Consider the following 22,640-nt stretch of genomic DNA (forward strand, 5'->3'; position numbering starts at 1 on the left):
GCCTTTCAGTGGCCGCCGGTACGGCTTATTGAAATTTCATTTTCTTTGAGTATGCGAAATATGCGTTGGGCAGATGTTTTGCCATACCCCGCTTTTTGGATGAGCTGCAACAGCGCGCGCAATTCACCTTGTTCGAGCACAGCCCGCACTTCACCAAGGGTAACGCCTGCTTCTATTGCCAGCGCGCTACCAAGGAACTGGAAACTGCCGCGCTCAACCATCTCAAGCGTCAGCATTTCAGACAAGCGCCCCTGCTTCTTGAGGTCAACCACATACCCATGAACCTGCGCGGGGCCTGCCTGTGCTATCTGCCGCCACAGCGTCTCATTCTGGCTTTTGAAAATCAGCTCACCCACCACCTTATCGGGCAGCGCATAATTGGAGAGCAGAACCTGGCGGCACTGCTCTGACACCAGCGCGATGATTCGCTCAGCTACTGCAAGCGGCATGTCATCGCGGTGCCCCATGGCATCCATAATTTGCTGCTCCGCAGAGAAGCGTTGCAGGGCCTTCTCACAGATATCATTGGTAAGCCGCACGTTGATGTTTTTCATCACGTAAGTGACGGTTTTGCCGGAACCACTTGCGACAAGCGCAAGGGCAGTTTGTTCGCCAATATCGCTACGACGCGCGAGCCGGATATGTGCATGTTCTTCAAGGTGGGGAATAAGGCCAGCCCACTGGCTGTCGCTCAGCGCGAAGGTTGTCTCCACAAAGGCGCCAGACACACTCTCTACATCGCTTGCAATGCGGGCTGCGAGGTCTTGCGGGATATCCCTGCACAGGCGCAACTCGAATGCCAAGGTCTCACGCACCTGCACGCTCATGTCTTGAGCGAGGGCGCGGGCGATATTTGTCGCAGCCTCCAGTTCTTCGGTTTCACGTCCTCCTGAACTCAGGAAGCGGGAGACACGCTGCGCCAACACCACCTTTTCTAGGCGGTCCGCGTTGACCAGGTTGCCAAGGGCCAAACTCATCACTTATCGACTCCAATATTATTTCGCCGCCATTTTCTATGGCAGCAGATATTTTGGCACCCAAGTCTTATTATTTAATCAATTAATCCGTAAAATTTTCGCTAATCGGCGGCATGGCATTCATTATTTTCACGGCACACTTCAGGCTTCTCGTCAGCCCTCTATCAAGGCACATTAAAAGCCCCGCCAGATAGTCTCTGCGGCGCAATGAAGATTTCAGTTTTTGGCGAGGATTCAGGCGACAGCGTCTTTGGCTTTGTCCTCAACCGCATCCTTGATGGGGGTGACATTGCTGGTCTTGCCATAGAATTTTTTCGCGAGTTGCAGAAAACGCGGTGCCATCGATTTGCTCACGTTCGCCATCTGCATCAAGCGCACAAACGCTGCTGGGTCTTCAAGCGTGAGAATCTCGCGAATACGACCGAGCGGCAAACCAGCCTCAAGCGCCAGTGAGCTTTCCATAAAGGTCGGGCAACCGCGGCCCGTAATCTCGATAACCAACAGGTAATTCAAACGACGGTCGTTCCTGAGGTCAGTAACAAAGGCATGTATCTGGGTCGGGCTGGCATTCTTAAGCTGCGCCCACAAAACCTCGATCTTGCTGTCTTCCGTCATTTTGGAGGCAACACCCTGATCAACAGCGTAATGCTCGATCAGCATTTCACGGCAATGATCAGAAACATTGTTGATGATGCGCTCAACCACCTTGAGCGGCAGATCGGCCCGAGCGCCCAGATGGTCCATCATGCGGCGGTTGTCGCTATAACGGTCAACCACCTTGTCGCACGCCACCTCTGCAAGTGTTAGGTTATCGTTGCGCACAAGGGAGGTTACAGTTGGTTCCTGCCCTACGGTCGCCAGTTTCTCCTGCACGGTCTCGCTCAGGTCCTTACGCCGCGCCACAACAACCAGGCTCGGCTCCTTGAGGCCCGGGATAAGTTTCAGCCATTCTTTATCGGTAAACACCATGGTTTCGCCAAGAAACGCCCCTGAAACGCTTTCAACGTCATGCGCAATTTTCTCAGCCAGATCGGTTGCGAGCACCTTGCATTTCCGCAGTTCAAACGCCAGAACCTCACGCACCTGCGCACTGACATCCTGCGCCAGAACACGCGCTACGTTTTCCACCGTTGCTCGTTCTTCCTGCACCTGCTCAGCAACAAGAAATTGGCCCACCCGCTTCGCGAGCGCCATTTTTTCAAGTTTTACAGTATCAATCAGCATGGTGATGTCCGTTGTACTCAATGAAATAGCCTTCTGGTGATGCCTGAAGGTTTTACTCAACTAAACTTACTCAACTACACGGGCCCGATATTGGCAGTATCTCACGCATTCCTAAGCTTTTCGTCAAGGATTGGCTAAAATCTTAGCTAAAATTTAAAGTTCATGGCCACAACGAATGCGGGCAAAAAAAAGGGGGCAAACGCCCCCTTTGAGTTATTGCCCGGGGGTTTCCCCCCGACGCGAGAGATCTGTTGGCCTATTCTTCTTTCAAGGCCGCAATAGGGTTTGATGAAGCCACGAAGGCGGCGTGTCCACCAACGGCCAGCCACGCCAGAACAAGGGCGCCAGTACTCGGCGCCAGAAATGTCAACGCATCAAAACCAACCTGACTTGGGAAACGTGTCAGCCAGTTCTGCATGAAATAGACGGCAAACGGCCACGCAATAAGGCTCGCAAACAACACAGGTTTTGAGAACTGCCACACCAGCAGCGAGACAATATCCCTGACCCTTGCGCCCAATACCTTGCGCACGCTGATTTCTTTGGCACGCTGCGCTGTGGAGAAGCTCGCCAGACCATAAAGCCCCAGAAGGCTGATCAATATCGCAAGGCCCGAGAAAACAGCAAAGATAAACCCGCGTTCACGGTCTGCCGCAAACTGAGCCTCAAGCGTCTCATCAAGAAAACCCATCCGGGGTGGCACCAGCGGGAACATCTCCCGCCAGATACCTTCAGCCACGTCCTTGAAGGCTGCATCACTGCTGCGGTAGCGCACACCAAGGCGTGCGTATGAGCCTGGGTCGTTGACATAGAGCATGGGCTCTGAACCAGAAGCGACATGATCAACCAGTGTATCTTCCACCACGCCAATCACTGTGATGGTGATCGCATCCAACTGAATGGTTTTACCAACAGCTTCTGCCGCTGTGCCGAGCCCCAGATAGTCAAGGGCCGCGCGGTTAACGAGCCCGGCACCGTCATGCCAATCAGCCTCACCCTTTTGGCGCATGGCATCTGTGCCATAAGCCTTTGAGAACGAACGCCCACTCGTTACCTCGGTGCCATATGTGGCAAAATAGTCTTCATCCACATAACGGGTGGTGATTGCCATAGGGGCCACTTCTTTGCCGTCGACACCAGAGACACCATTGTAGCTGCGCCCACTGTAGCCCGGCAGTGTCCAGCTGAAAGCTGCGTTCATCACGTCGGGATGGTCCAGCAGCCGCTTCTTGAAGGCCTCCTGCATAGGCGCGACAGCGTCATCGCTCATCTTGCTGACCCAGAGAATATTCTCCGCATCAAAGCCTCTATCAAGGGACTGCATATGGTCCAGTTGGCGATACACAATCGTGGTTGCAGTGATGAGGAAGATGGAAACCGCAAACTGGATTACCACCAGCATCATTCGCAGGCGCACCGACCCTGCGGGCTCTGACCGCCCTGCCCTCAGCACGCGGGCTGGCAAATAGCGTGATGTTGCAAGCGCCGGATGAAGGCCCGCACCAATCACCGTGATCAGCGCAAGGCCCGCGAGGGCCGCAAGCGAGAGCGGGTCGCCCGCGTAATCAAGCCGCAGTACCTTGGCCAAAACTTCGTTAAGATACGGCAACGCCACCTCAAGGATTGCAAGCGCGAGAACGACAGACAGGCCCACCATCACGGCTGTCTCGATCAGAAACTGCCGGATGATATCCGCCCGGCCTGCACCCAGAACTTTCCGGACCGCTACTTCCCGCGCGCGCGCAGCCGAGCGAGCCGTCGCCAGGTTCATGAAATTCAGGCACGCGATAACCAGAATGAGCAGTGCGATTGCTACAAAGGCATAAACCGTGTTGATGTCCCCCTTAGGTTTGTAGACCGCACGAGCTGGGCCATACATATGCATGTCTGCAATAGGCACCAGTTCCATTTTCCATCGTTCGGAAGCTACAAAATCCACACCCCAATCAGGGGCATAACGATCGAGAAACGGTCCAAACAGGCTATCAAAACGTGTCACAGGCACGCCTGCCTTGAGCTTCACGAAGGTCATGAAGCCAATACTATCCCAACTCTCGGTCAAGACATGGCCGTCCTCGATGAAATCCGTATCGAGAAGAGGCACAATCATCTCATAAGAGAACTGAGTATTGTCCGGCAGATCTTCGACAACACCGGAGACAATGAAACTGCGCCCCGAACCGAAGTGAACTTCCCTGCCTAACACATCACTTTCACCAAAAAACTTATGTGCCGCGCTTTCTGTTATCACGAGGCCCGAGACATCTTTCAGGGCGGTAGCCCTGTCACCTGCGATAAAGCTTGGCTGGAACACCTCAAAGAAATTGGCATCAACAAAATACGCCATCGTGGGTAGGCCTTGCCCGTCACGAATTACCGCCTCTGAGGAGTTGGTTACCCGGGTAACCGCATCCATGTCTGCGCCAAAATCGCTTGCAAGCAAGGGGCCAATGGGGCCCGGCGTTGCACCAAGATACAGCTCACCTCGTCCGTCGGGTGTGCTACGCCAGGTAACATGGTGGATTTGCTCACCCTCTGGCCAAAAGCTGTCGTACGACATTTCGTCTCGCACAAAGAGAAGGATCGCAACACAACTCGCGAGCCCAACCGCGAGCCCCACGATGTTAATGAGCGAAAACAGCCTCTGTTTGACAATGTGCCGAATGCTTAACTTCAGATGGGTGAGCAACATGGCATCCTCCCTATTCGTAACGAAGCGCGTGAATAGGGTTAGACTGCGCAACCTTGATCGCACGGGACGCTACCGTCAGCCACGACACAAGAAGTGCAATGGTCCCCGCCGCCAACGCCAGTACCCAGATAAAGCTGTTGTCCAGCCGGTACTGGAAACCTTCCAGCCAACCGGACATCACATACCAGGCAAGCGGCCACGCAATGATGTTTGCAATGAGTACAGGGCGAGAGAATTGCCAGACAAGAAGCTGCACAATATCCCGCACCGTGGCCCCCAGCACCTTACGAATGCCAATCTCTTTGGTGCGCTGCTCTGCGGTGAAGGATGCAAGACCGTAAAGCCCAAGGCACGCCACAATCACTGCCAGCACAGAGAACGCCGCAAACATGGTCGCCTGGGCATCCTCCGCCTGATACTGAGCGTCCAGCATATCAACAAGGAATTCACGCCGCATGGGCACAAGAGGTGCCAACTCTGTCCACACTTTATCTATGTTGCCCAGAAGCGTGGGGATATCATTAGTGTTGAAGGTGATCGTTGCCACATTGAAGCGGTCAGGTTGGTTGAAGTAAACTGTCGGGCGCACACCAAACTTGAGGGAGCGGAAATAAATATCCGGCACCACACCAATGATTGTGAGGTCATACTGACCTGCCTGCCATACATCGGCCCGAAGCACACGACCAACAGCTTCTTCGGGTGAACGAAGACCAAGCGCCCGCATCGCGGTTTCGTTGATCATGACACTTGAAGCCCCCATCCGGTTCTCTTCTTCTGGGACGAGCACAGTTTCGTCTGTACCAAAGGCACGATCGAAGGTGCGCCCGGCCAGCGGAGTTACATCATAGGCCTCAAAGAAATCATAGCCCATAGAGTGATAGTTGATGACAACCTGCTCACCGCCCGTGCCTTCGTCCTCGCCAGGGAGAAGCTGAAAGCTCGTGTTGTTTTCATTGTCCTGGCTTGGTGCCTCGCTCGAATAAACAACACTTTCAACGCCGGGTATCTGGCGCATGGCATCTGCGATAGCATCACGCTGTTCCGCCACACCTGCACGGCGCATGCCCATCAGTTCAAGCTTGCTCGAGTAGCTGTAGCCCACATCCATGTTGCGGGCGTATTCAGTCTGACCGTATATGACAGCCGTACACACGATCAAACCGATTGAGATAGCGAACTGGAACACCACCAGCACAGTACGGAACTTGCTCGCCGCGCCACTGTCTGATGACTTGTTGGACTTCAGGATTTTTGCCGGCCTGAAGTGCGACAGATACGCCGCCGGATAACTGCCTGACAGCACACCTACAATCACGGCGACGCCGATAAGCGTCGCAAAGAGCGGCAGATCACCCGCCAGATCAAACTCAAGCGTGCGGTTGATGGCGTCATTATAAACCGGCAGCGCCATCTCAACCCCTACAAGCGCCACCAAAAGCGCAATGCAAGCAACGGCGACGGCTTCACCAAGGAATTGCCCAGCAACCTGAAGCCGTGAAGCGCCCATCACTTTTCTCAGCGCCACTTCGCGTGCCCGGCGGATACCGCGTGCGGTGGCCAGATTCATGAAATTGATTGAGGCAATGACGAGGATAAGGATAGCCACAATGGCAAAGGCATAAACGCTTTGCACATCACCCATTGCGCTCAGGTCCCCCATGTTGCCAGCATCCTTGCGGGCGTACAGGTGTAGATCATGGAGCGGCATGACGTTCGGACGCATGAAATCTGTCGGTTTACCCTCCATGCCACGCTGCTGGCCCATTTCAACGAAGGGGCTTTCATTATCCAGCCAGTAGTAAAGGCGTTCCTTGAGGTCAGCAGCCGTCGCGCCCTCACGAAGTTTGAAATAGGTGTAGGTGTTCACACTTGTCCAAGTATTGAGGATGTTCGGGAAGGGGTCGAACATCGCAGGGTCCATATAAACAAGAAAGTCGATATCAAAATGGCTGTTCTCGGGCATATTCTTGATCACACCCGTAACCTGCAGTGATACCGGGGTGCTATCAAGGCAACAGGACGTGAGCGTTTCACCCACAACGTCCGTACGGCCAAAATAGCGGACCGCAGCGTCTTCACTGATGACCAAATCCATCGGCTTTGAGAAAGCCCGGCTCACATCACCGTCGGCAAAAGGCAACGGGAACACGTTAAAGAACGATCCGTCGGCGAAGAAGATGGTTTCGTCAAACGCCCTGTCATCCTGAAGGATTGAAGTACCTTCAACGACGAGCCGAACACCGTCTTCAACCTCCGCTGATGCATAATTTTTCATCGCCTCCATCATGCGCCCCGCAGAACGAACCGTCAGGAACGGTGGACGCCCCGGTGACTGGAACGCGCTATGAAGCCTGACCACACGCTCCCCTTCAGGAACCCAGGCATCATAAGTGAGCTCATCCCGCACAAACAACAGGATGAGAATGCAGCTCATCAGGCCAATGGCGAGCCCAAGCACATTGATCATCGAAAACAGTCTGTTTTTGATAATGTGCCGCCACGCGGTCATCAGATAGTTCTTGAACATTGTTTTTCCCTCGCGTTGTAGTGAGTGGCGGGGCAGGACCCCGCCCTTGTATTATTCGTGTCTTAACGCCTGAATGGGATTTGCCCGCGCCACCAGAAAGGCATGGCCAGCCACCGTCAGCCAGCCGATGAAAAGCGCCGCACCGCCTATGAGAACAAAGGGCAGCACCCCAAGCTCAATGCGGTATGCAAAACCGTCCAACCAGTCATTCAGGAAGTAGAAAGCCGCTGGCCACGCCAGCAGGTTGGCGATCAGGATCGGCTTTGAGAACTGCCAGAGCAGCAACCGGACGATATCCCCAAGCCGGGCACCCAGTACCTTGCGGATACCAATTTCCTTGGTGCGCCGCTCCGCCGTGAAGGACGCAAGGCCATAAAGCCCCATGCAGGAAATGGTTACCGCCAAGAGGGTGAAGATCGCCAGAATGTCACCCAGCCGTGCATCAGTTTGATACTGAAGCTCAACAAGCTCCGGCATGCTGCGGTAGCCCAGGATAGCATCAGGATATGTTTCCTGCCATGCCTGCTCAATCGCACTGATTGCCGCGTCCCGATTACTCGCATCGATGCGCACAGTCATGTCCGAGTTACGCGCGAAATCAATGTAGTAAATACCGGGTCGGATGACATCACGGGCACTGTCAAAATGGAAGTCCTGCACAACACCTACGATGGTAGCGTCCACACGCAAGCTTGAAGACAAGTCAGCCGAAACCTGCTGGCCGATCGCTGCTGAAGCTGTTTCAAAACCAAGCGCAGATGCTGCTTTCGCATTCACGACGATATTTGCCGCCGACGCATATTCAGCTTCATCGCCGCGGTCACGCAGGACGTCTGTGCCCGTGTCCGTCAGGTACCTGCCTGCCAGAAGCGGGATTTGATAGACCTTGAAAAAGTCTGGCCCCGTCGGCAAGCCATCAAGCATCACCTGTTCGCCACCGCTGGCGGGGCGGATATGCAGGCGGTCTTCGCTGCCCTCAGTGGGAACATCGGACGAACGTCCAACGCTTTGGATAAACGGACTTTCAATCAACCTGCTTTTAAACTCGTTCGAGCGGTCGTTGTTGGTGCCCGAAACCACCAACAGGTTATCTGGGTTGAAACCAAGGTCCAGCTGGCGCGCGAACTCTGTCTGTTGATTGACAAAAAACGCAACGATCATCAGCGCCACGGAAATGGAGAATTGCGCCACCACAAGGCCAGCCCGCAGCCCGCTGGTCCCGGAATCGGGGGATGTGTTGCTATAGAGCACATCACGCGGGCGCAGCATGGCAAAATAGGCCGCATGCAGGCTGCCTGCGCTCAGGCCCACGCCAACCGCCAGGGCAATAACGGCCCCCAGCAACACGGGGTCGCCAACAAGGTCCATTTTCACGAGCGTTGAAAGGAACGCGTTATAGTATGGCAACGCCAGCTCCACGAGAGACAGTGCGATCACGAGCGCGATCAGCGCCAAAATGATCGATTCCCCTAGAAACTGTTGCATGATCTGGCTTCGGTTCGCGCCAAGCACCTTACGCATGGATACTTCCCGCGCCCGGTGCGCCGTGCGCGCCATCGACAGGTTCAGGAAGTTCACCATCGCAATAATCAGGATGAGAACGGCAATCGCCAGAAAACCGAACAGCACGTCTGCGTCTGTGTTTGAGCCGTTGCCATAAAGATGAACATCCCCAATCGGCACCAGCCGCAGTTTCATGGACCAGTTGCGACCATTTTCCTGCCCCTGTTGCCCTTTTGGCAAATAGCGGTCCACGATGCCCGGCAGCTCTGCCTCGATCAGCGAGATGTCTGTACCGCTCTCGAACCGCACATAGGTTGTCCAGTATGCGAAACGCCAATCTTCAGAGAACCAGCGTGCGCCAACGAAATATTCCCGGTTAAAGGGCGCGATAAAATCATGCTGTACAGTCGAATGGTCCTGCGGATTTGCTATTACCGCGCTAACGGTAAAATCCCGAAACTCGCCACCAACCCGCACTGAAACCGTTTTGCCGAGCGCCGGGCTGTTGCCAAAATACTTCTGCGCGGTTCGCTGGCTCAGCACCACGTTCGACATATTGTCAAAAGCAGTATCGGCACTGCCTTCGGTGAAACGAAAGTGGAAAAACTCAAAATAGTTCGGCTCGGCAATATGGGCTGGCTGCTGAAACAGCTCGCCGCCCACACGCACCACGACGCTGCCATCAATATACCGCGCCACATCTTCCACCTCGCGGAAACTATCGACGAATATCTCCTTCAAGGGCTCAACCGCATTGGGGCTGGCCCGATCAGGTTGGTTGATCCGTGTATAGGTATTTTCCAAACGGTAAATATCTTCGCTTCGCTGCCAGTGATTGTCCCACGAGAATTCGTCCCGAACAAACAGCGTGATGAGGATGAAAGCCGCAAGCCCAATAGCGAGCCCCGCGATATTGATGATTGAGAACAGTTTGTGGCGCATCAGGTTACGCACCGCTATTTTTAGATAGTTCTGGAACACTTTTGTGTCCTCCCTTTACCAGCTGTCGTCGTGTCGCTTTGTCGGCGCGCTTGCATACGCCTTTTATTCGTATCTCAACGCCTTGATAGGGTTCGCGCGCGCAACCTTCAGCGTGTGACCAATGATGGTGACCCAAGCCACAGCCAGAACCCCAAGCCCTGCAACAAGGAATGGGAACGGCGACAGGCTGATACGGTCGACAAAACTTTCAAGCCACTCGCTCAGGCTCCACCAAGCAATCGGCCATGCGATAAGGTTTGCCACCAGAACCGGAGTTGAGAACTGCCAAAGCAGCAGGCGCACAATGTTATGGCTGCGCGCGCCCAGCACCTTGCGAATGCCGATTTCCCTGGAGCGCCGCTCAGTTGCCAGCGCGGCCAGGCCGTATAGGCCCATGACCGCAATGATGACCATCACGCTGGCGCTGAACAACAGCAGCCAACCCTGCCTGCGTTCATTGTCGTAATACTCAGCAAAAGCATCGTCGACAAACTGACGACCGATTGGCAGGTCCGGGAAAAACTCGCGCCACACCTGGTCAACAGTAGCCAGCGTTTCCGCCATGCCCTCGCGTTTTACCTTCACAACGACATGACGGTACTCATGCGGTCCGATCCAGTAATAAGTTGGGCTCGGCTCTGACCGTGCAGACCGCGTGCGCAGGTTTTCGACCACGCCGATGATGGTTGAACGGAAATCACCCCATGTGCGCACCTCTTGACCAATAGCCTCCTCAGGGCTTGCAAAACCAAGCTCGCGATAGGCAAGGTCATTGAGGATGATTGCGCCCGATGCGCCCTTGTCGGGTTCGGTTCGCGCGTCGGCCGCGCGGTTCTTGTCAAACAGACGCCCGGCAAGCACTTTCACTCCAAGCATCGGCAGCAGTTCTTCCGAGACCGAAAAACGCCGCATGTCTTTTGACACACCGTTGTTTAGCGTCAGCCCATTCCAGTTATTATAGTCGTGGCCCGGCATGCCGTGTGCAGCGGCGACAGCTTCCACACCGCCAATGCGTGCCAAGGCTTCACGGAACGCTTTTTCCCTCTGCAATACAATTGGCCGCGATATTCCGCCAATTTCGAGCATCTGCGCACTATTGAAACCTGCGTTTTTGCTTTTTGCATATTCAGCCTGCATGAACACAACGAGGCATGTTGCCAACAGGCCGATGGTCGCTGCAAACTGAACAATAATCAGCGCGTTGCGGAAACGACTGCCAAGCTTTGGTTTCACGCCAGCCAGATAATCCACCGGGCGGAAACGCACGGCTACCAGCGCCGGGTAAAGGCCACAGATTATTCCCACAAGCGTGGTACAGCCGATCAGGGTAACCAGCATTGCCGGACCATATATCTGCGCGCTCGTCAGTTCCCGGTTCATCAGTTCGCTAAAGACGGGGAGCGAGGCTTCCGCCATGGCAACACCAATCAGCATCGAAAGGAACGTCAGTGCCACAGATTCAACAAGTATCTGCATCATCAGGTGACGCCCCTCCGCACCCAGGGCTTTTCGGATTGCCACCTCACGCACACGTTTCATCGCGAGCATGGTACCCAGGTTGGCCACATTGATTATGGCAATTGCCAAAATCAGAAAAGCAATGACTGCAGCCGTGATCAGGCTGGCAATACTGCCCCGGCCATTACCACCACGTGTGTCGCTTTTCAGGTGAGCGTCTACCGCCTTGGTAAGATGAAACTCATATTGAGGTTTGATGCCATCATTAATGCGGTCTTGAAACCGGTTGGACGGACCAACCCGGATCGCGAGCGCATTCATCTCCTCGGCTACAAGTTCCGGCGAAGCCCCTTCCTTGAGCCTCACATATGTCGGCCCCGAGAACGACCCCCAACTGGTAAGCCGCCACGGCATATGGTCAAACACAGGCGTTGTACCCGGTATAAAAGCATGTACCTCGATATCCGACGCTTTTGGCCAATCAGGCATAACGCCGGTTACCTTCAGGGTGTGTTCACCATTGATTTTGACCACCCGACCAAGCGGCGATTGCTCGCCAAAAACACGCCGGGAATCTGATAGGCTTAATACGATGGCATCCGGGCTATTGAGCGCCGTCGCCGCATCACCTTCCAGCAGTGTTATGCCCATCAGGTCGAAAACACCCGGGTCTGCGATGGTAATTTCCTGCTCAAAGGCATTGCCGTCCACTGCGAGCGCGACGCTATCATCCAGCAGACGCGAAAATTGCTCAATACTCTCAACCTGCTCCGCAAAAATAGGGGCTGCAACCGGCTGAAGAGACTCCACGTTATCGCTGAAGTTGCCGTCCCGGTCGTAGGCCAAAGCCTCGACCCGCATCACCCGGTCGTTTTCAGGAATCCAGCGGTCGTATGAGAGTTCAAAATTCACATAGAGGAGGATGAGCAAGCAAGCCGCCAGGCCAACAGCCAGACCAAGAATATTGATCAGGGTATATTGTTTATACCTCAGTAGGTTGCGCATCGCTGTCATCATATAGTTCTTGAACATGGCTTCCTCGTCTATCCTCAACCGCCCGCGTTCCGAGCTTATTGGTGTGGCTGGGCCCGCCGGATGCGAGCCCAGTTCCTTTATTTACTCGTACCTCAGGGCATCAATCGGGTTGGAGCGTGCAACCCGCGCGGCGTTACCGCCCACGGTCGCCCACGCAATGGCGAGTGCAATCAGCCCCGCTACCACGCAAAGTGGCACCAATACCCATTCATCAATGCGGTAAGGGAAGTTCTCAAGCCAGGTGAGCATGCCCCATGCAGCCAACGGCCAGGCGATCAGGTTCGCGATCAATACCGGCTTTGAGAACTGCCATAAAAGCAGGCGAACGATATCAAAGACACTGGCACCCATAACCTTACGGATACCAATCTCTTTGGTGCGGCGCTCCGCCGTGAAGGATGCAAGGCCATAGAGCCCGAGACACGCGATAACAACCGCAAGGCTCGAGAAAATGCCCAGCAGAACCGATTGATTTTCTTCTGCCTCGAACTCCTCCGCCATCTCTTCATCGACAAAGTCGTAGGCGAACGGTACGGTCGGGATCAGGGATTTCCATACCTGCTCCATCTTGCTCGCCAGCTCCGCCGGGTTGCCTTGGTATCGCACATTCAGATTATTGAAACCAAATGGCGACAACGTATACATCTCAGGCCGCATGACACTGCGCAGCGATTGGAACTTGGTATCTGGTATCACACCAATGATGGAAAGCTGCGCCTGCACACCGCTCCCGAGGCCAACCTGGATCACGCGGCCAACCGCCTGTTCCGGCGTACCGAAACCAAACCGCCTGAGTGCCCCTTCGTTCACGATCACGCTGCTGTGCAGAATTTCACCTTCTTCTGCCTGTGAAGGGTCTGGTATCATATCTGTCGGGTGGTCGCGGCTGAAGTTGCGGCCAGCGAGCAGTGGAATTTCATAGGCGTCCAGAAATTCATAATCGATACGATGAATACCGATCAGCATGGAACGCCCGCTATCATCCCCAGGGATAGTTACCGAATTGTTGCTCTCGTTTCCGCTTGAAGGCGCGTCGCTTGAAAATGCCGCACTAACAACACCGGGAAGCCGCAAAATCTCTTCCTTAAAAGTATTTCGCTTGTCAGATGCGCCAGTGCGGCTGGTGTTGCGTACCACCAGCAGATTTTCCTTGTTAAACCCGGGGTCGAGATTGGTGGCATAGAACTTCTGCCCATACACCACACCGGTTGAAACAATAAGCGCGATGGAGATGGCAAACTGCACGATCACCAATGTATTCCGGAGCGCGGCGGAGCCACTTGATTCCGCAGATTTGTTGGCCTTGAGCACATAAGCAGGCCGGAAACTGGAAAGCACAAGCGCCGGGTACACACCGCCCACAATACCGACAACGGTAACAAGGCCCAGCAAGATCAAGAGCGTAAGTCCATCCAGATAATTGAACGTCAGGTCCTTGCCAACAAAACTGCTGAACGTCGGCAGCAGAAGCTCAACAAGCACCGTACCAAACACAAGGCCTATACACGCCAGAAGCACGGATTCACCAAGGAATTGCCCAATGAGCTGTCCCCGGCTGGCGCCCAGTACCTTCCTGAGCGCCACTTCCCGCGCACGTTGGGTCGACTTCGCCGTGGCCAAATTCATGAAATTGATGCAGGCGATCAAGAGGATAAGCCCGGCGATTGCGGTGAAGATCAACACGTTGGTCATGCTGCCAATCGGCTTCAGCTCGCCCCCTGACGGTGCGGCCGGGTGAAGTTGAACGTCGGTGAGCGCCTGTGTGGAGTATTTCACAAAGTCTGATACTTTTGCTTCCTCGCCGTTGGACGTTGCGGCAGAAATCTCGATATGCGCATCAGCAAAATCATTAAGACGCTGATTAATGGCCTCAATTGAGCTCCCGTCCTTGACCGTGAAGTAAACGAAATTGTTGACACTGAACCACTGAGTAAACTCCCAGACCTGGTTCTCGAAGTCTTTCTCATCGATCATGGCCATGCCCTGAAACTCAAGCACAGTATTATGCGGCAAATCCTTGAAGACCGCACCAATACGGTAGTCGCGTTCAAGATCATGAACGTTGACGGTCAGAACTTCCCCAATCGGGTTGTTCTCACCGTAGTATTTTTTTGCGAACGTTTCGTTGATTGCAAGGCTCGCATTGTCCCGAAGTGTGGCGTGCAAATCACCTGCAACCACATCAAAATCAAAGATGTCCGTGGTCTCGCTGTCCGTCCACATCAGGATTTCGCTGAACACATCACTATCTTTGCGCAGAACCACCCGCATGGTGTTGAACCGGGTCACATCCTCAATATCCTCAGGGAAGAAGTTCTTGAGAGCGTGCTTGGTTGGCCCTTGCGCCATTGTTGTAACGAATGGCTCGCGCCCCGGTGGGTTAAAGGTAGTGTTCAGACGGTAAATGCGGTCCGAGTTGGCCCAATGCTTGTCATATGAAAGTTCGTCACGCACAAACAGCATGATCATCACGCATGCCGCCAGACCAACCGCCAAACCGATGATGTTAATGGCGCTGTAGAGTTTATGTTTAAGGATGTTTCTGAGCGCCACGCTTATATAATTACGGAACATTTTTTGTCCTCCCGCTGTCGGTTTTTTTGGGAGTGACGTCTGAAACGCCACTCCTTCTTTTTTCTATTCGTACCTTAGAGCCGCTATGGGATTTGACCGGGCAACCCGCACGGCATGGGCAGCAACGATTGCCCAGGCCAAAGCAACCGTAAGCGCGCCCGCGCCAACGACAATCACCTCAGCGGCTGTGACACGATCGACAAAGAAATCCAGGTAAATGCCTGAGCCAATGTACGCGAGTGGCAAGGCCACCAACAAGGCCCAGACCACGGGCTTTGAAAACTGCCATATCAGCAGCCGCACAATCTGGGTAACACTTGCACCCATGACCCGGCGGATACCAATTTCCTTGGTCCGCACTTCCGCCATGAAAGCCGCCAACCCGAACAAACCAATCAGTGCTAGCGCCAGTGCAACGAACGCAAAACCGGCAAGGGCCTGGTTCATGGACCGGTAGATATTGTAAACCCCGGCGAAGGTTTCCGTCAGGAACTCGCTTTGCATCGGATAATCAGGGTTCACCCGGTTCCATGCGGCTTCCACATCTTCAATGATCCGGTCAAACCCCGCACCGCCAATGCGAATAGACGCATAGTAGCGGTTATCGTCGATATAGAAGAGGAACGGCTTGACCTTGTTGTGAAAGCCCAGGAAGTTCTGGTCTCGCATCACCCCGACGATATTATACTGGCGCGGTTCGCGACTGTCGGGATAGTCGAAAAAGCTTTGACCCAACGCTTCTTGTGGTGAGCCAAATCCAAGCTTCTGTGCCGCGAGCTCATTGACAATCACGTTTAGCTCAACCGCTCCATCCTGAAGCTCATCAAGTGCGAATGCTTTAGAGAAATCACGGCCAGCCAACAAAGGAATATCATAGGTGCTGATGAAGCTATAGTCTGTCCGCACCTGATTGATCGGGAAAGAATTGTCTTCATCCCCCTGTGTCGGGCCAACCCCAAAGGAGCTGTTGCTTTGTTCGAAGGGAACCTGACTGGAGAAAGCAACTTCCTTCACCCCCGGCACGCGCTTCAGCTCGGCCCGCAGGGCTTCCACCCGGCCTTTGACATCGTCAACGTCCAGCCGCTCAAGGGTCAGTATCTGCTCGGTTGGAAAGACCCTGCCCGTGTCCTTCACTTTCTGATTCTGGAAGTACATCACAAGCACGGTGGCAAGCATGAAGATAGAGATCGCAAACTGCGCCCCGACCATAACGGAACGCAACAGCTTCCCCTTACCAACCTTGGTTTTGCCCTCACGAAGCGCCTCAATCGGTGTCGTCTGTGTAATCATATAGGCAGGATATGCGCCAGACAGAACACCAACCAGAAGGGCTGACGCCACAAGCCATGGCAGGACAGTGAGATAGTCAAGGATAAGTACCTTGTCGAGCGCGCCATTGAAAAACGGCACCAGCATTTCCAGAAGAGCGATGGCAACCATCATCGAGATGAAGGACAGCGTCACACTTTCCGTCAGGAACTGCAGCAGCAATTGCTTGCGGCTGGCTCCCAGCGTACGACGAAGCCCGACTTCACGCCCCCGGCCAATGGCCTGAGCTGTTGCCAAGTTGGTATAGTTCACGCAGGCCACCACAAGCACCAGAAAACCGAGGAACTGGATACTTTGGATCACCGGCATGCCAATGGCATCCCAGATGAAAGTATTCACCTCGCGCAAGTGACGCACAGGAGTATCAGCCACAAACTCTTTCTGGCCTTCGTCAAAATGCTGTTCATAGATGCTACGAACCTGGTTCTCAAGCCAGGCACGGTTCCGGCCTTCAGGCAACAGCACATAGGTCAGGTCCCCCATCGACAGGTTTCCCCAGTTGCCCGCCAGATCATAATCCGCAATCCGACTGAGGGCCTGCAACGGTGCCATCACCTCAAACCCGGTGGTGCCGAACAGGGAACTGTTGAAATGGGTATCTTGCGGCAGGTCCTTCACCACCGCGCCAACGCGAAGCGTTTCGGCATGGTCAAGCTCAACCTCACGGCCAAGCACCGACCCTTCACCAAAAAACCTCCTGGCTGTGGATTCGGTAACGATGATGGCGGAAGGATCAGCAAGAACTGATGCATCCCCTTCTACATAGTCCAGATCAAAAACCTGGGTAAACTCAGGGTCTGCAAACCGAATGTCCTGATAATAACTATCCTGTCCAACCGTAAGGAGATACTCGCGACGCACGGTCCGTGCTACGGCTTCCAGCCCTTCGACATTGGCTTTCAGTATCGGCGCAAAAGCCGTGTAGACACCGTCAGTACCTAACACTCCCACATTGGCATTGTCAGCAAAGCGTGATCCGATCGTGTAGATCTGCTCTATCTTCTCGAACTGAGAATCATGATTGTGCTCATAGTCTGCAAGCACATTCCCAAACACATAGATTGCAAAACCCAAAGACAGGCCGACGATGTTGATCGCCGCATATAGCCTGTTCTTCAAGATGTTTCGGACCGCTATTTTTATATAGTTGCGGAACATTTTTTTCCTCCCGCTGTCGTGCTTTTATCGCTTTTGTTATTTTTATTCAGCCGCACGAAGGTTTTCTGTCACCACGTGACCATCAAAGAGATTGATGGTACGGCGTGCATAGTCAGCGTGCGCCGGGCTGTGCGTTACCATCACAATGGTGGTGCCTTCTTCATTGAGGCTTTGCAGCATTTCCATCACTTCTTGGCCATGAGCACTGTCGAGGTTACCGGTCGGCTCATCCGCAAGGATCATGGCTTGGTCGCCTACAACCGCACGTGCGACGGCAACCCGCTGTTGCTGACCACCAGAAAGCTGGCTTGGCATATGCTTCGCACGGTGCGCGATGCCAACCTTGTCCATAACCTTTGCTACACGCTCGCGGCGTTCGGATGCGGGGATGTTGTGATAGAGAAGCGCAAGCTCGATGTTTTCTTCTACCGTCAGTTCATCGATCAGGTTGAAGCTCTGGAAGATAAAACCAATGTGCTGCTTGCGGATGTTGGAGAGCTTGCTTTCGCCGTAGCGCGCCACATTCTCGCCCATGAAGATATAGTCCCCACTTGAGGGCGTATCCAGCATGCCAACGATATTGAGCAGTGTTGATTTACCACAGCCGGACGGGCCCATGATGGCAACAAATTCACCGCTTTCGATCTCGATATTCACGCTGTTCAGCGCTGCAGTTTCCACTTCGTCGGTACGGTAAACCTTTGAAAGATTATGTAGTTTGAGCATTCCGTGTTCCTTTCCTCGTTGCCCATATTCTTAATGGCCCAGGCGTTTTCCACGCTATCATCTGGGCCACGTCTCGCGTCGTAACTCGGACCGTTTTATTCTCCACCCAGCTTGAGGCGGTCCATTTCCACAAAGCTGGTGTAGGGTGAGGTAACAACCCGTTCACCTACCTCAAGGCCTTCAAGTACCTCGATGTAGCGGGAGTTGCGGCGGCCAAGGCGCACATTGCGCTTAACGGCCTGATCACCTTCGGGGGTCACAACAAAAACCCAGTTGCCGCCGGTGTCCTGATAGAAGGCACCGTTCGGGATAAGGGTCGCTTTGGTCGCATCCCCGAGAGTAAGTTTGGTTTGCAGGGTCTGGCCGCGACGGATGCCTTCTGGCTGTTCGCCCTCAAAGACAAAGTCCACTTCAAACTGGCCATTGGCGACCTGCGGATAAATTTTCGCGATCTGCATGGTGAAGTTATCACCACCACGTTCAAAATTGGCTTCCTGCCCCAAGTCTACACGGCCCAGGTAAAATTCGTCGATATTCGCGGTGAGTTTATAGTTCTCCGGGTCATCGATCTGACCAAGCCGACCACCACGATTGATACTTTGACCAATTTCAACATTGAAGCCCGAGAGCTTGCCGTCCACCGGCGCACGTACATTCAGTGCTGACAGGTTTTTACGTGCGTACACAAGGCTTGTTTCCAGCTGGTCACCACTGGTTTTCAGGAACTTGAGTTGAGTTTCCTGCAACCGCGCATCAGTCGCCTGGCTTTCAAGCGTTATGGCGCGGCGGTTACGGTAATACTCAAGTTCATCTTCGGTTTGATCAAGCTGAGACTGTGAGATCGCATTGGTTTTGATCAGCTCACGCTCGCGCGTTACCTGACGCTCCAGCCGCTTGATCTGGTAGTTGATTTCCACGAGGTTGCGCTTGTGTGAGAGCCGGTTCTGCTCGAGGCTCAACTCAATAGTGCGCATATTGTTAAGCTGCTCTGTCACCAGCGCTTCGTTGCGTGTCACCTCTAACTGAAGCGTGGTATTGGAAAGCTCGACAATCAGCTCACCCTTCTTCAGCATGGTGCCATCTTCCACCAGCACGCGCTCAACGCGCCCACCTTCGATCGCATCAAGGAAAACCGTCTTGAGGGGGGTCACCCGGCCACGAACGGGAATAAAATCCTCGAACGTGCCCTCTGTCACAGTAGAAACAACGATCCGGCCTTCTGCGACCTTGAAGCTGCGTCCACCGGATGCGTCCATCACGACCGTGGCAATCAGCACCACAAGCCCCACAGCCCCCACGGCAATGGCGAGCTTCTTCCATGGTGCCTTTTTCTTTTCTACCCTGCGGTCCATTCCCGAGCCGGTCACTGCTCCTCCAGGTGTGCGGGTCGCGCCTCCGTGCATCGAAACTGTACTGTCATTTTTTTGCTTTTTTTCCATATCGGTCACTGTACCCATTGCTGTCATCCATTATCGGCGTTTTGCCCTGTGAAGGGATATAGCGCAAAGCCCGTGCCAGAATTTAGATCATTGAAATATATAGATATTTTGTAAAGATGTGCGATATCGGACACAAAATACTGTACGATAACGAACACACTGTGTACGGTATCGAACAACAAAAAAGACATTCGGGGACGGACAAAATGGCAGCCAATGACGGTAGAATCCTGATCGTTGATGACGATGAGGATATCCTTGTCGCAGGGAAGCTCCTGCTCAAACGCCACTATGGCACCGTGGTCACCTGCAACAAGCCAGAGCTTGTGCCCGACCTACTGGCTGAACAGAGTTTTGATGCCATTCTTCTCGATATGAATTTCGGTCCCGGCGAAAGCTCTGGCGACCAGGGTTTTTACTGGCTGTCTCGTATTCTGGAGATCGACCCGCAGGCTGTTATCGTGATGATCACGGCCCACGGCGGCGTTAATGTTGCTGTTGAAGCAATGAAAAAGGGGGCGACCGATTTTATCGCCAAACCCTGGCAAAATGAGAAGGTGGTTGCGACCCTGTCCGCCAGCGTGAAGCTGAGGCGTAGTCGTTCGGAGGCTGAAGAACTCAAAAAAACCAACCGCACACTGGCGAAAGCCGTGAGCGCGTCAAATCAGCCGATCCTTGGTCACAGCAAAGCCATGAAAGACGTGCTTTCAATGGTTGACCGTGCAGCACCTACGGACGCCAACGTCCTCATTCTGGGTGAGAACGGCACCGGTAAGGAACTGATTGCCAGAGAGCTGCACCAGCGCTCACTGCGAGCAGAGAATGTATTCATGTCGGTGGATATGGGAGCAGTGACCGAAAGCCTGTTTGAAAGCGAGCTTTTTGGCCACAAAAAAGGTGCTTTCACAGACGCGCGCGATGACCGTATTGGTAGGCTGCAGGCCGCAAATGGTGGCACGCTTTTCCTTGATGAAATTGGCAACCTGCCGCTGCATCTGCAAGCCAAATTGCTGACGGTACTTGAGCAGCGCAAGGTGGCTCCCGTTGGTTCTGACAAGGCTGTACCTATCGATGTTCGCGTAATCGCTGCAACCAACGTTCCAATGCAAAAATTGCGCGATGAAGATGTTTTCCGGCAAGATCTTCTCTTCCGCCTCAACACCGTTGAGATTACGCTGCCTCCCCTGCGTGCACGCAAGGAAGATATTCCGGAAATTGCAGAATTTTACGCTGGCCAATACGCGCGCAAATATAGCGCTCCTACGAAATCATTCTCGGATGATGCCTTACACGCAATTGAACAGTATGGCTGGCCAGGTAACGTACGCGCCCTAAGGCATGCGATAGAACGCGCGGTCATTCTCTCTGAGGGTGACATGTTTGAACCGCAGGATTTTCAGCTTGATGAGCAACCCAACCAGCCGGGCGCGGTCAAAGAAGTAAAGCCGGATGCGCCTGCCGTGCAACTGTCCGATGACGACCTTAATCTGGAGCGCCTTGAGCGCCGCGCCATTGAAGAGGCACTAAAAAAACACCGCTATAACATCAGCCACGCCGCCAAGGACTTGGGTCTGACCCGCGCGGCCCTCTATAGAAGGATGGAAAAGCATGGGCTTTAAAAAATTCAGCCTGATGCTCGCTGGCAGGATGGCGCTGATCATGCTCTCGCTGCTCGCGCTCACCTATGTTGTTGTTGTGCCCGGATATCACGCGGCCACGCTGCTTGTATTCTTCGTGGTTTGTGGCCAGACGTGGGAGGTTATCAATTTTGTTGCCAAAACCAACTCGGAGATCACTCGTTTCCTCGATGCCGCCCGCTACGCTGATTATAGCCAGCGCTTCAACCTTCATAGGCTTGGTGCGGGGTTTGGGGAACTTGGCGAAACCTTCGGCGATATTCTCAACCGGTTTCAGGAGGCTCGCTCAAGCAAGGAAGAAGAACTCCGGCACCTGAAGGCTCTTATTGAGCATGTACCCGTGCCCCTGCTTTCCGTACACGCAAGCGGCTCGGTAACGCTTTGGAACAACGCTGCAAGGCGGCTTTTCGGCAGCGCACATGTGACACAGCTTCGAGATTTCGACCAGTTCGGTACAGACTTCGGCAAACAGATACGGCAGTTGGAGGCGGGCGATAAGCGCCTCGCCAGTTTCACCAGCGACGACATGACCCTCAAGCTCGCAATTGTGGCCACCCAGATTATTATCGGGGGCCATAGCGAAAAGCTCGTCAGCCTGCAAAACATCCAGAGCGAACTTGACGTGGCGCAATTGCAAGCATGGCAGGATCTGGTTCGTGTGCTCACGCATGAGATCATGAACTCAATCACACCGGTGGCTAGCCTCGCTAAAACAGCCGTGGACCTTGTGGATGATGTAACCGAGAAGGTCGCTTCCCGTCCTGAAATTGTTGAGGAGCTTGGCGACGTCAAGGACGCTGTTACCACGGTCGCCCGACGGTCAGACAGTCTGATGCAATTTGTTTCCAGCTACAGAAGCCTTACCCGGCTGCCCCCGCCAGAGAAACACCTGCTAAGGCTCGATGACTTGTTTAACGCTGTCGCCAAGGTGGGAACCATCGGGTGGGATGAGAAGAACATTGGTTTTTCCTCCCACGTGGAACCACAGGAACTGGACGTTACCGCCGACCGAGACATGCTCGAACAGGTGTTGATCAACATGCTGAAAAACGCTGAGCAAGCCATGGCGGGCCGCGAGGGTGCCGCGCTTCACATGAATGCCAGGCTCAACCGCCGCGGCCATGTGATCATCGAGGTTTCAGACACCGGCCCCGGCATTCCTGCAGACATCGCCAAGAAGATATTTGTGCCGTTTTTCACCACAAAACGCGACGGTAGCGGCGTGGGTCTCGCCCTCACCCGGCAGGTGATGATCGCGCATGGCGGCAATGTAAGCGTAGGCGAGCGAGACGGTGGCGGCGCTAAATTCACTTTGACCTTCTAGCTACAAAACCGACGGGGCCATCGCTCCGATCTTGAAAAAGCCATTATTGAGGT

12 protein-coding genes are annotated in these 22,640 nt (G+C 54.0%); 2 read left to right on the forward strand and 10 right to left on the reverse strand.

Annotated elements, in window-relative coordinates:
* Positions 1-5 precede the first annotated feature (5 nt).
* From ACOOGA_RS05645 to ACOOGA_RS05690, 10 genes are all read right to left on the reverse strand, one after another.
* The gene (locus ACOOGA_RS05645) at positions 6-977 is read right to left on the reverse strand and encodes a DUF2336 domain-containing protein (RefSeq protein WP_417462592.1); all 972 of its coding nucleotides are present in this window, start codon (positions 975-977) and stop codon (positions 6-8) included.
* A gap of 234 nt (positions 978-1,211) precedes the next feature.
* Positions 1,212-2,222 (reverse strand): DUF2336 domain-containing protein, encoded by a 1,011-nt coding sequence (locus tag ACOOGA_RS05650; RefSeq protein WP_420429896.1) that lies wholly within the window; start codon positions 2,220-2,222, stop codon positions 1,212-1,214.
* A 235-nt stretch (positions 2,223-2,457) separates the two neighbouring features.
* On the reverse strand, positions 2,458-4,893 hold the full coding sequence (locus ACOOGA_RS05655; RefSeq protein WP_420429897.1) for an ABC transporter permease: 2,436 nt from the start codon (positions 4,891-4,893) through the stop codon (positions 2,458-2,460).
* A 10-nt stretch (positions 4,894-4,903) separates the two neighbouring features.
* On the reverse strand, positions 4,904-7,423 hold the full coding sequence (locus ACOOGA_RS05660; protein WP_420429898.1) for an ABC transporter permease: 2,520 nt from the start codon (positions 7,421-7,423) through the stop codon (positions 4,904-4,906).
* Positions 7,424-7,474: 51 nt separating this feature from the next.
* Complete coding sequence (locus ACOOGA_RS05665; RefSeq protein ID WP_420429899.1) at positions 7,475-9,907, reverse strand: ABC transporter permease; 2,433 nt, start codon at positions 9,905-9,907, stop codon at positions 7,475-7,477.
* A gap of 63 nt (positions 9,908-9,970) precedes the next feature.
* Positions 9,971-12,397 (reverse strand): ABC transporter permease, encoded by a 2,427-nt coding sequence (locus tag ACOOGA_RS05670; protein WP_420429900.1) that lies wholly within the window; start codon positions 12,395-12,397, stop codon positions 9,971-9,973.
* Positions 12,398-12,481: 84 nt separating this feature from the next.
* Positions 12,482-14,974 (reverse strand): ABC transporter permease, encoded by a 2,493-nt coding sequence (locus ACOOGA_RS05675; RefSeq protein WP_420429901.1) that lies wholly within the window; start codon positions 14,972-14,974, stop codon positions 12,482-12,484.
* Positions 14,975-15,037: 63 nt separating this feature from the next.
* Positions 15,038-17,461 carry an ABC transporter permease gene (locus ACOOGA_RS05680; RefSeq protein ID WP_420429902.1) on the reverse strand — a complete coding sequence of 808 codons (2,424 nt, stop codon included), beginning with the start codon at positions 17,459-17,461 and terminating at the stop codon, positions 15,038-15,040.
* Between the two features lie 42 nt (positions 17,462-17,503).
* Positions 17,504-18,187, reverse strand: coding sequence for an ABC transporter ATP-binding protein (locus ACOOGA_RS05685; protein WP_417462544.1), 684 nt, complete (start codon positions 18,185-18,187; stop codon positions 17,504-17,506).
* A 95-nt stretch (positions 18,188-18,282) separates the two neighbouring features.
* Positions 18,283-19,653: an efflux RND transporter periplasmic adaptor subunit gene (locus ACOOGA_RS05690; protein ID WP_420429903.1), complete on the reverse strand. Its 1,371-nt coding sequence runs from the start codon at positions 19,651-19,653 to the stop codon at positions 18,283-18,285.
* 179 nt (positions 19,654-19,832) lie between these two features.
* Here ACOOGA_RS05690 and ACOOGA_RS05695 point away from each other — a divergent pair, with 179 nt between their 5' ends.
* Positions 19,833-21,245, forward strand: coding sequence for a sigma-54-dependent transcriptional regulator (locus ACOOGA_RS05695; RefSeq protein ID WP_420429904.1), 1,413 nt, complete (start codon positions 19,833-19,835; stop codon positions 21,243-21,245).
* Positions 21,235-22,587, forward strand: a complete 1,353-nt coding sequence (locus tag ACOOGA_RS05700; protein ID WP_420429905.1) for a sensor histidine kinase — start codon at positions 21,235-21,237, stop codon at positions 22,585-22,587. Before ACOOGA_RS05695 ends, ACOOGA_RS05700 begins: the two co-directional genes overlap by 11 nt.
* Positions 22,588-22,640 lie beyond the last annotated feature (53 nt).

Source organism: Kordiimonas sp. (genome assembly GCF_965216265.1).
Classification (GTDB): Bacteria; Pseudomonadota; Alphaproteobacteria; order Sphingomonadales; family Kordiimonadaceae; genus Kordiimonas.

What these genes read in the sequence shown, in the direction of transcription:
- ACOOGA_RS05680 (WP_420429902.1), bottom strand. Translation starts at nt 17,461, where the DNA reads ATGTTCCGCAACTATATAAAAATAGCGGTCCGAAACATCTTGAAGAAC.
- ACOOGA_RS05690 (WP_420429903.1), bottom strand. Translation starts at nt 19,653, where the DNA reads ATGACAGCAATGGGTACAGTGACCGATATGGAAAAAAAGCAAAAAAAT.
- ACOOGA_RS05660 (WP_420429898.1), bottom strand. Translation starts at nt 7,423, where the DNA reads ATGTTCAAGAACTATCTGATGACCGCGTGGCGGCACATTATCAAAAAC.
- ACOOGA_RS05675 (WP_420429901.1), bottom strand. Translation starts at nt 14,974, where the DNA reads ATGTTCCGTAATTATATAAGCGTGGCGCTCAGAAACATCCTTAAACAT.
- ACOOGA_RS05655 (WP_420429897.1), bottom strand. Translation starts at nt 4,893, where the DNA reads ATGTTGCTCACCCATCTGAAGTTAAGCATTCGGCACATTGTCAAACAG.
- ACOOGA_RS05700 (WP_420429905.1), top strand. Translation starts at nt 21,235, where the DNA reads ATGGGCTTTAAAAAATTCAGCCTGATGCTCGCTGGCAGGATGGCGCTG.
- ACOOGA_RS05645 (WP_417462592.1), bottom strand. Translation starts at nt 977, where the DNA reads ATGAGTTTGGCCCTTGGCAACCTGGTCAACGCGGACCGCCTAGAAAAG.
- ACOOGA_RS05670 (WP_420429900.1), bottom strand. Translation starts at nt 12,397, where the DNA reads ATGTTCAAGAACTATATGATGACAGCGATGCGCAACCTACTGAGGTAT.
- ACOOGA_RS05685 (WP_417462544.1), bottom strand. Translation starts at nt 18,187, where the DNA reads ATGCTCAAACTACATAATCTTTCAAAGGTTTACCGTACCGACGAAGTG.
- ACOOGA_RS05695 (WP_420429904.1), top strand. Translation starts at nt 19,833, where the DNA reads ATGGCAGCCAATGACGGTAGAATCCTGATCGTTGATGACGATGAGGAT.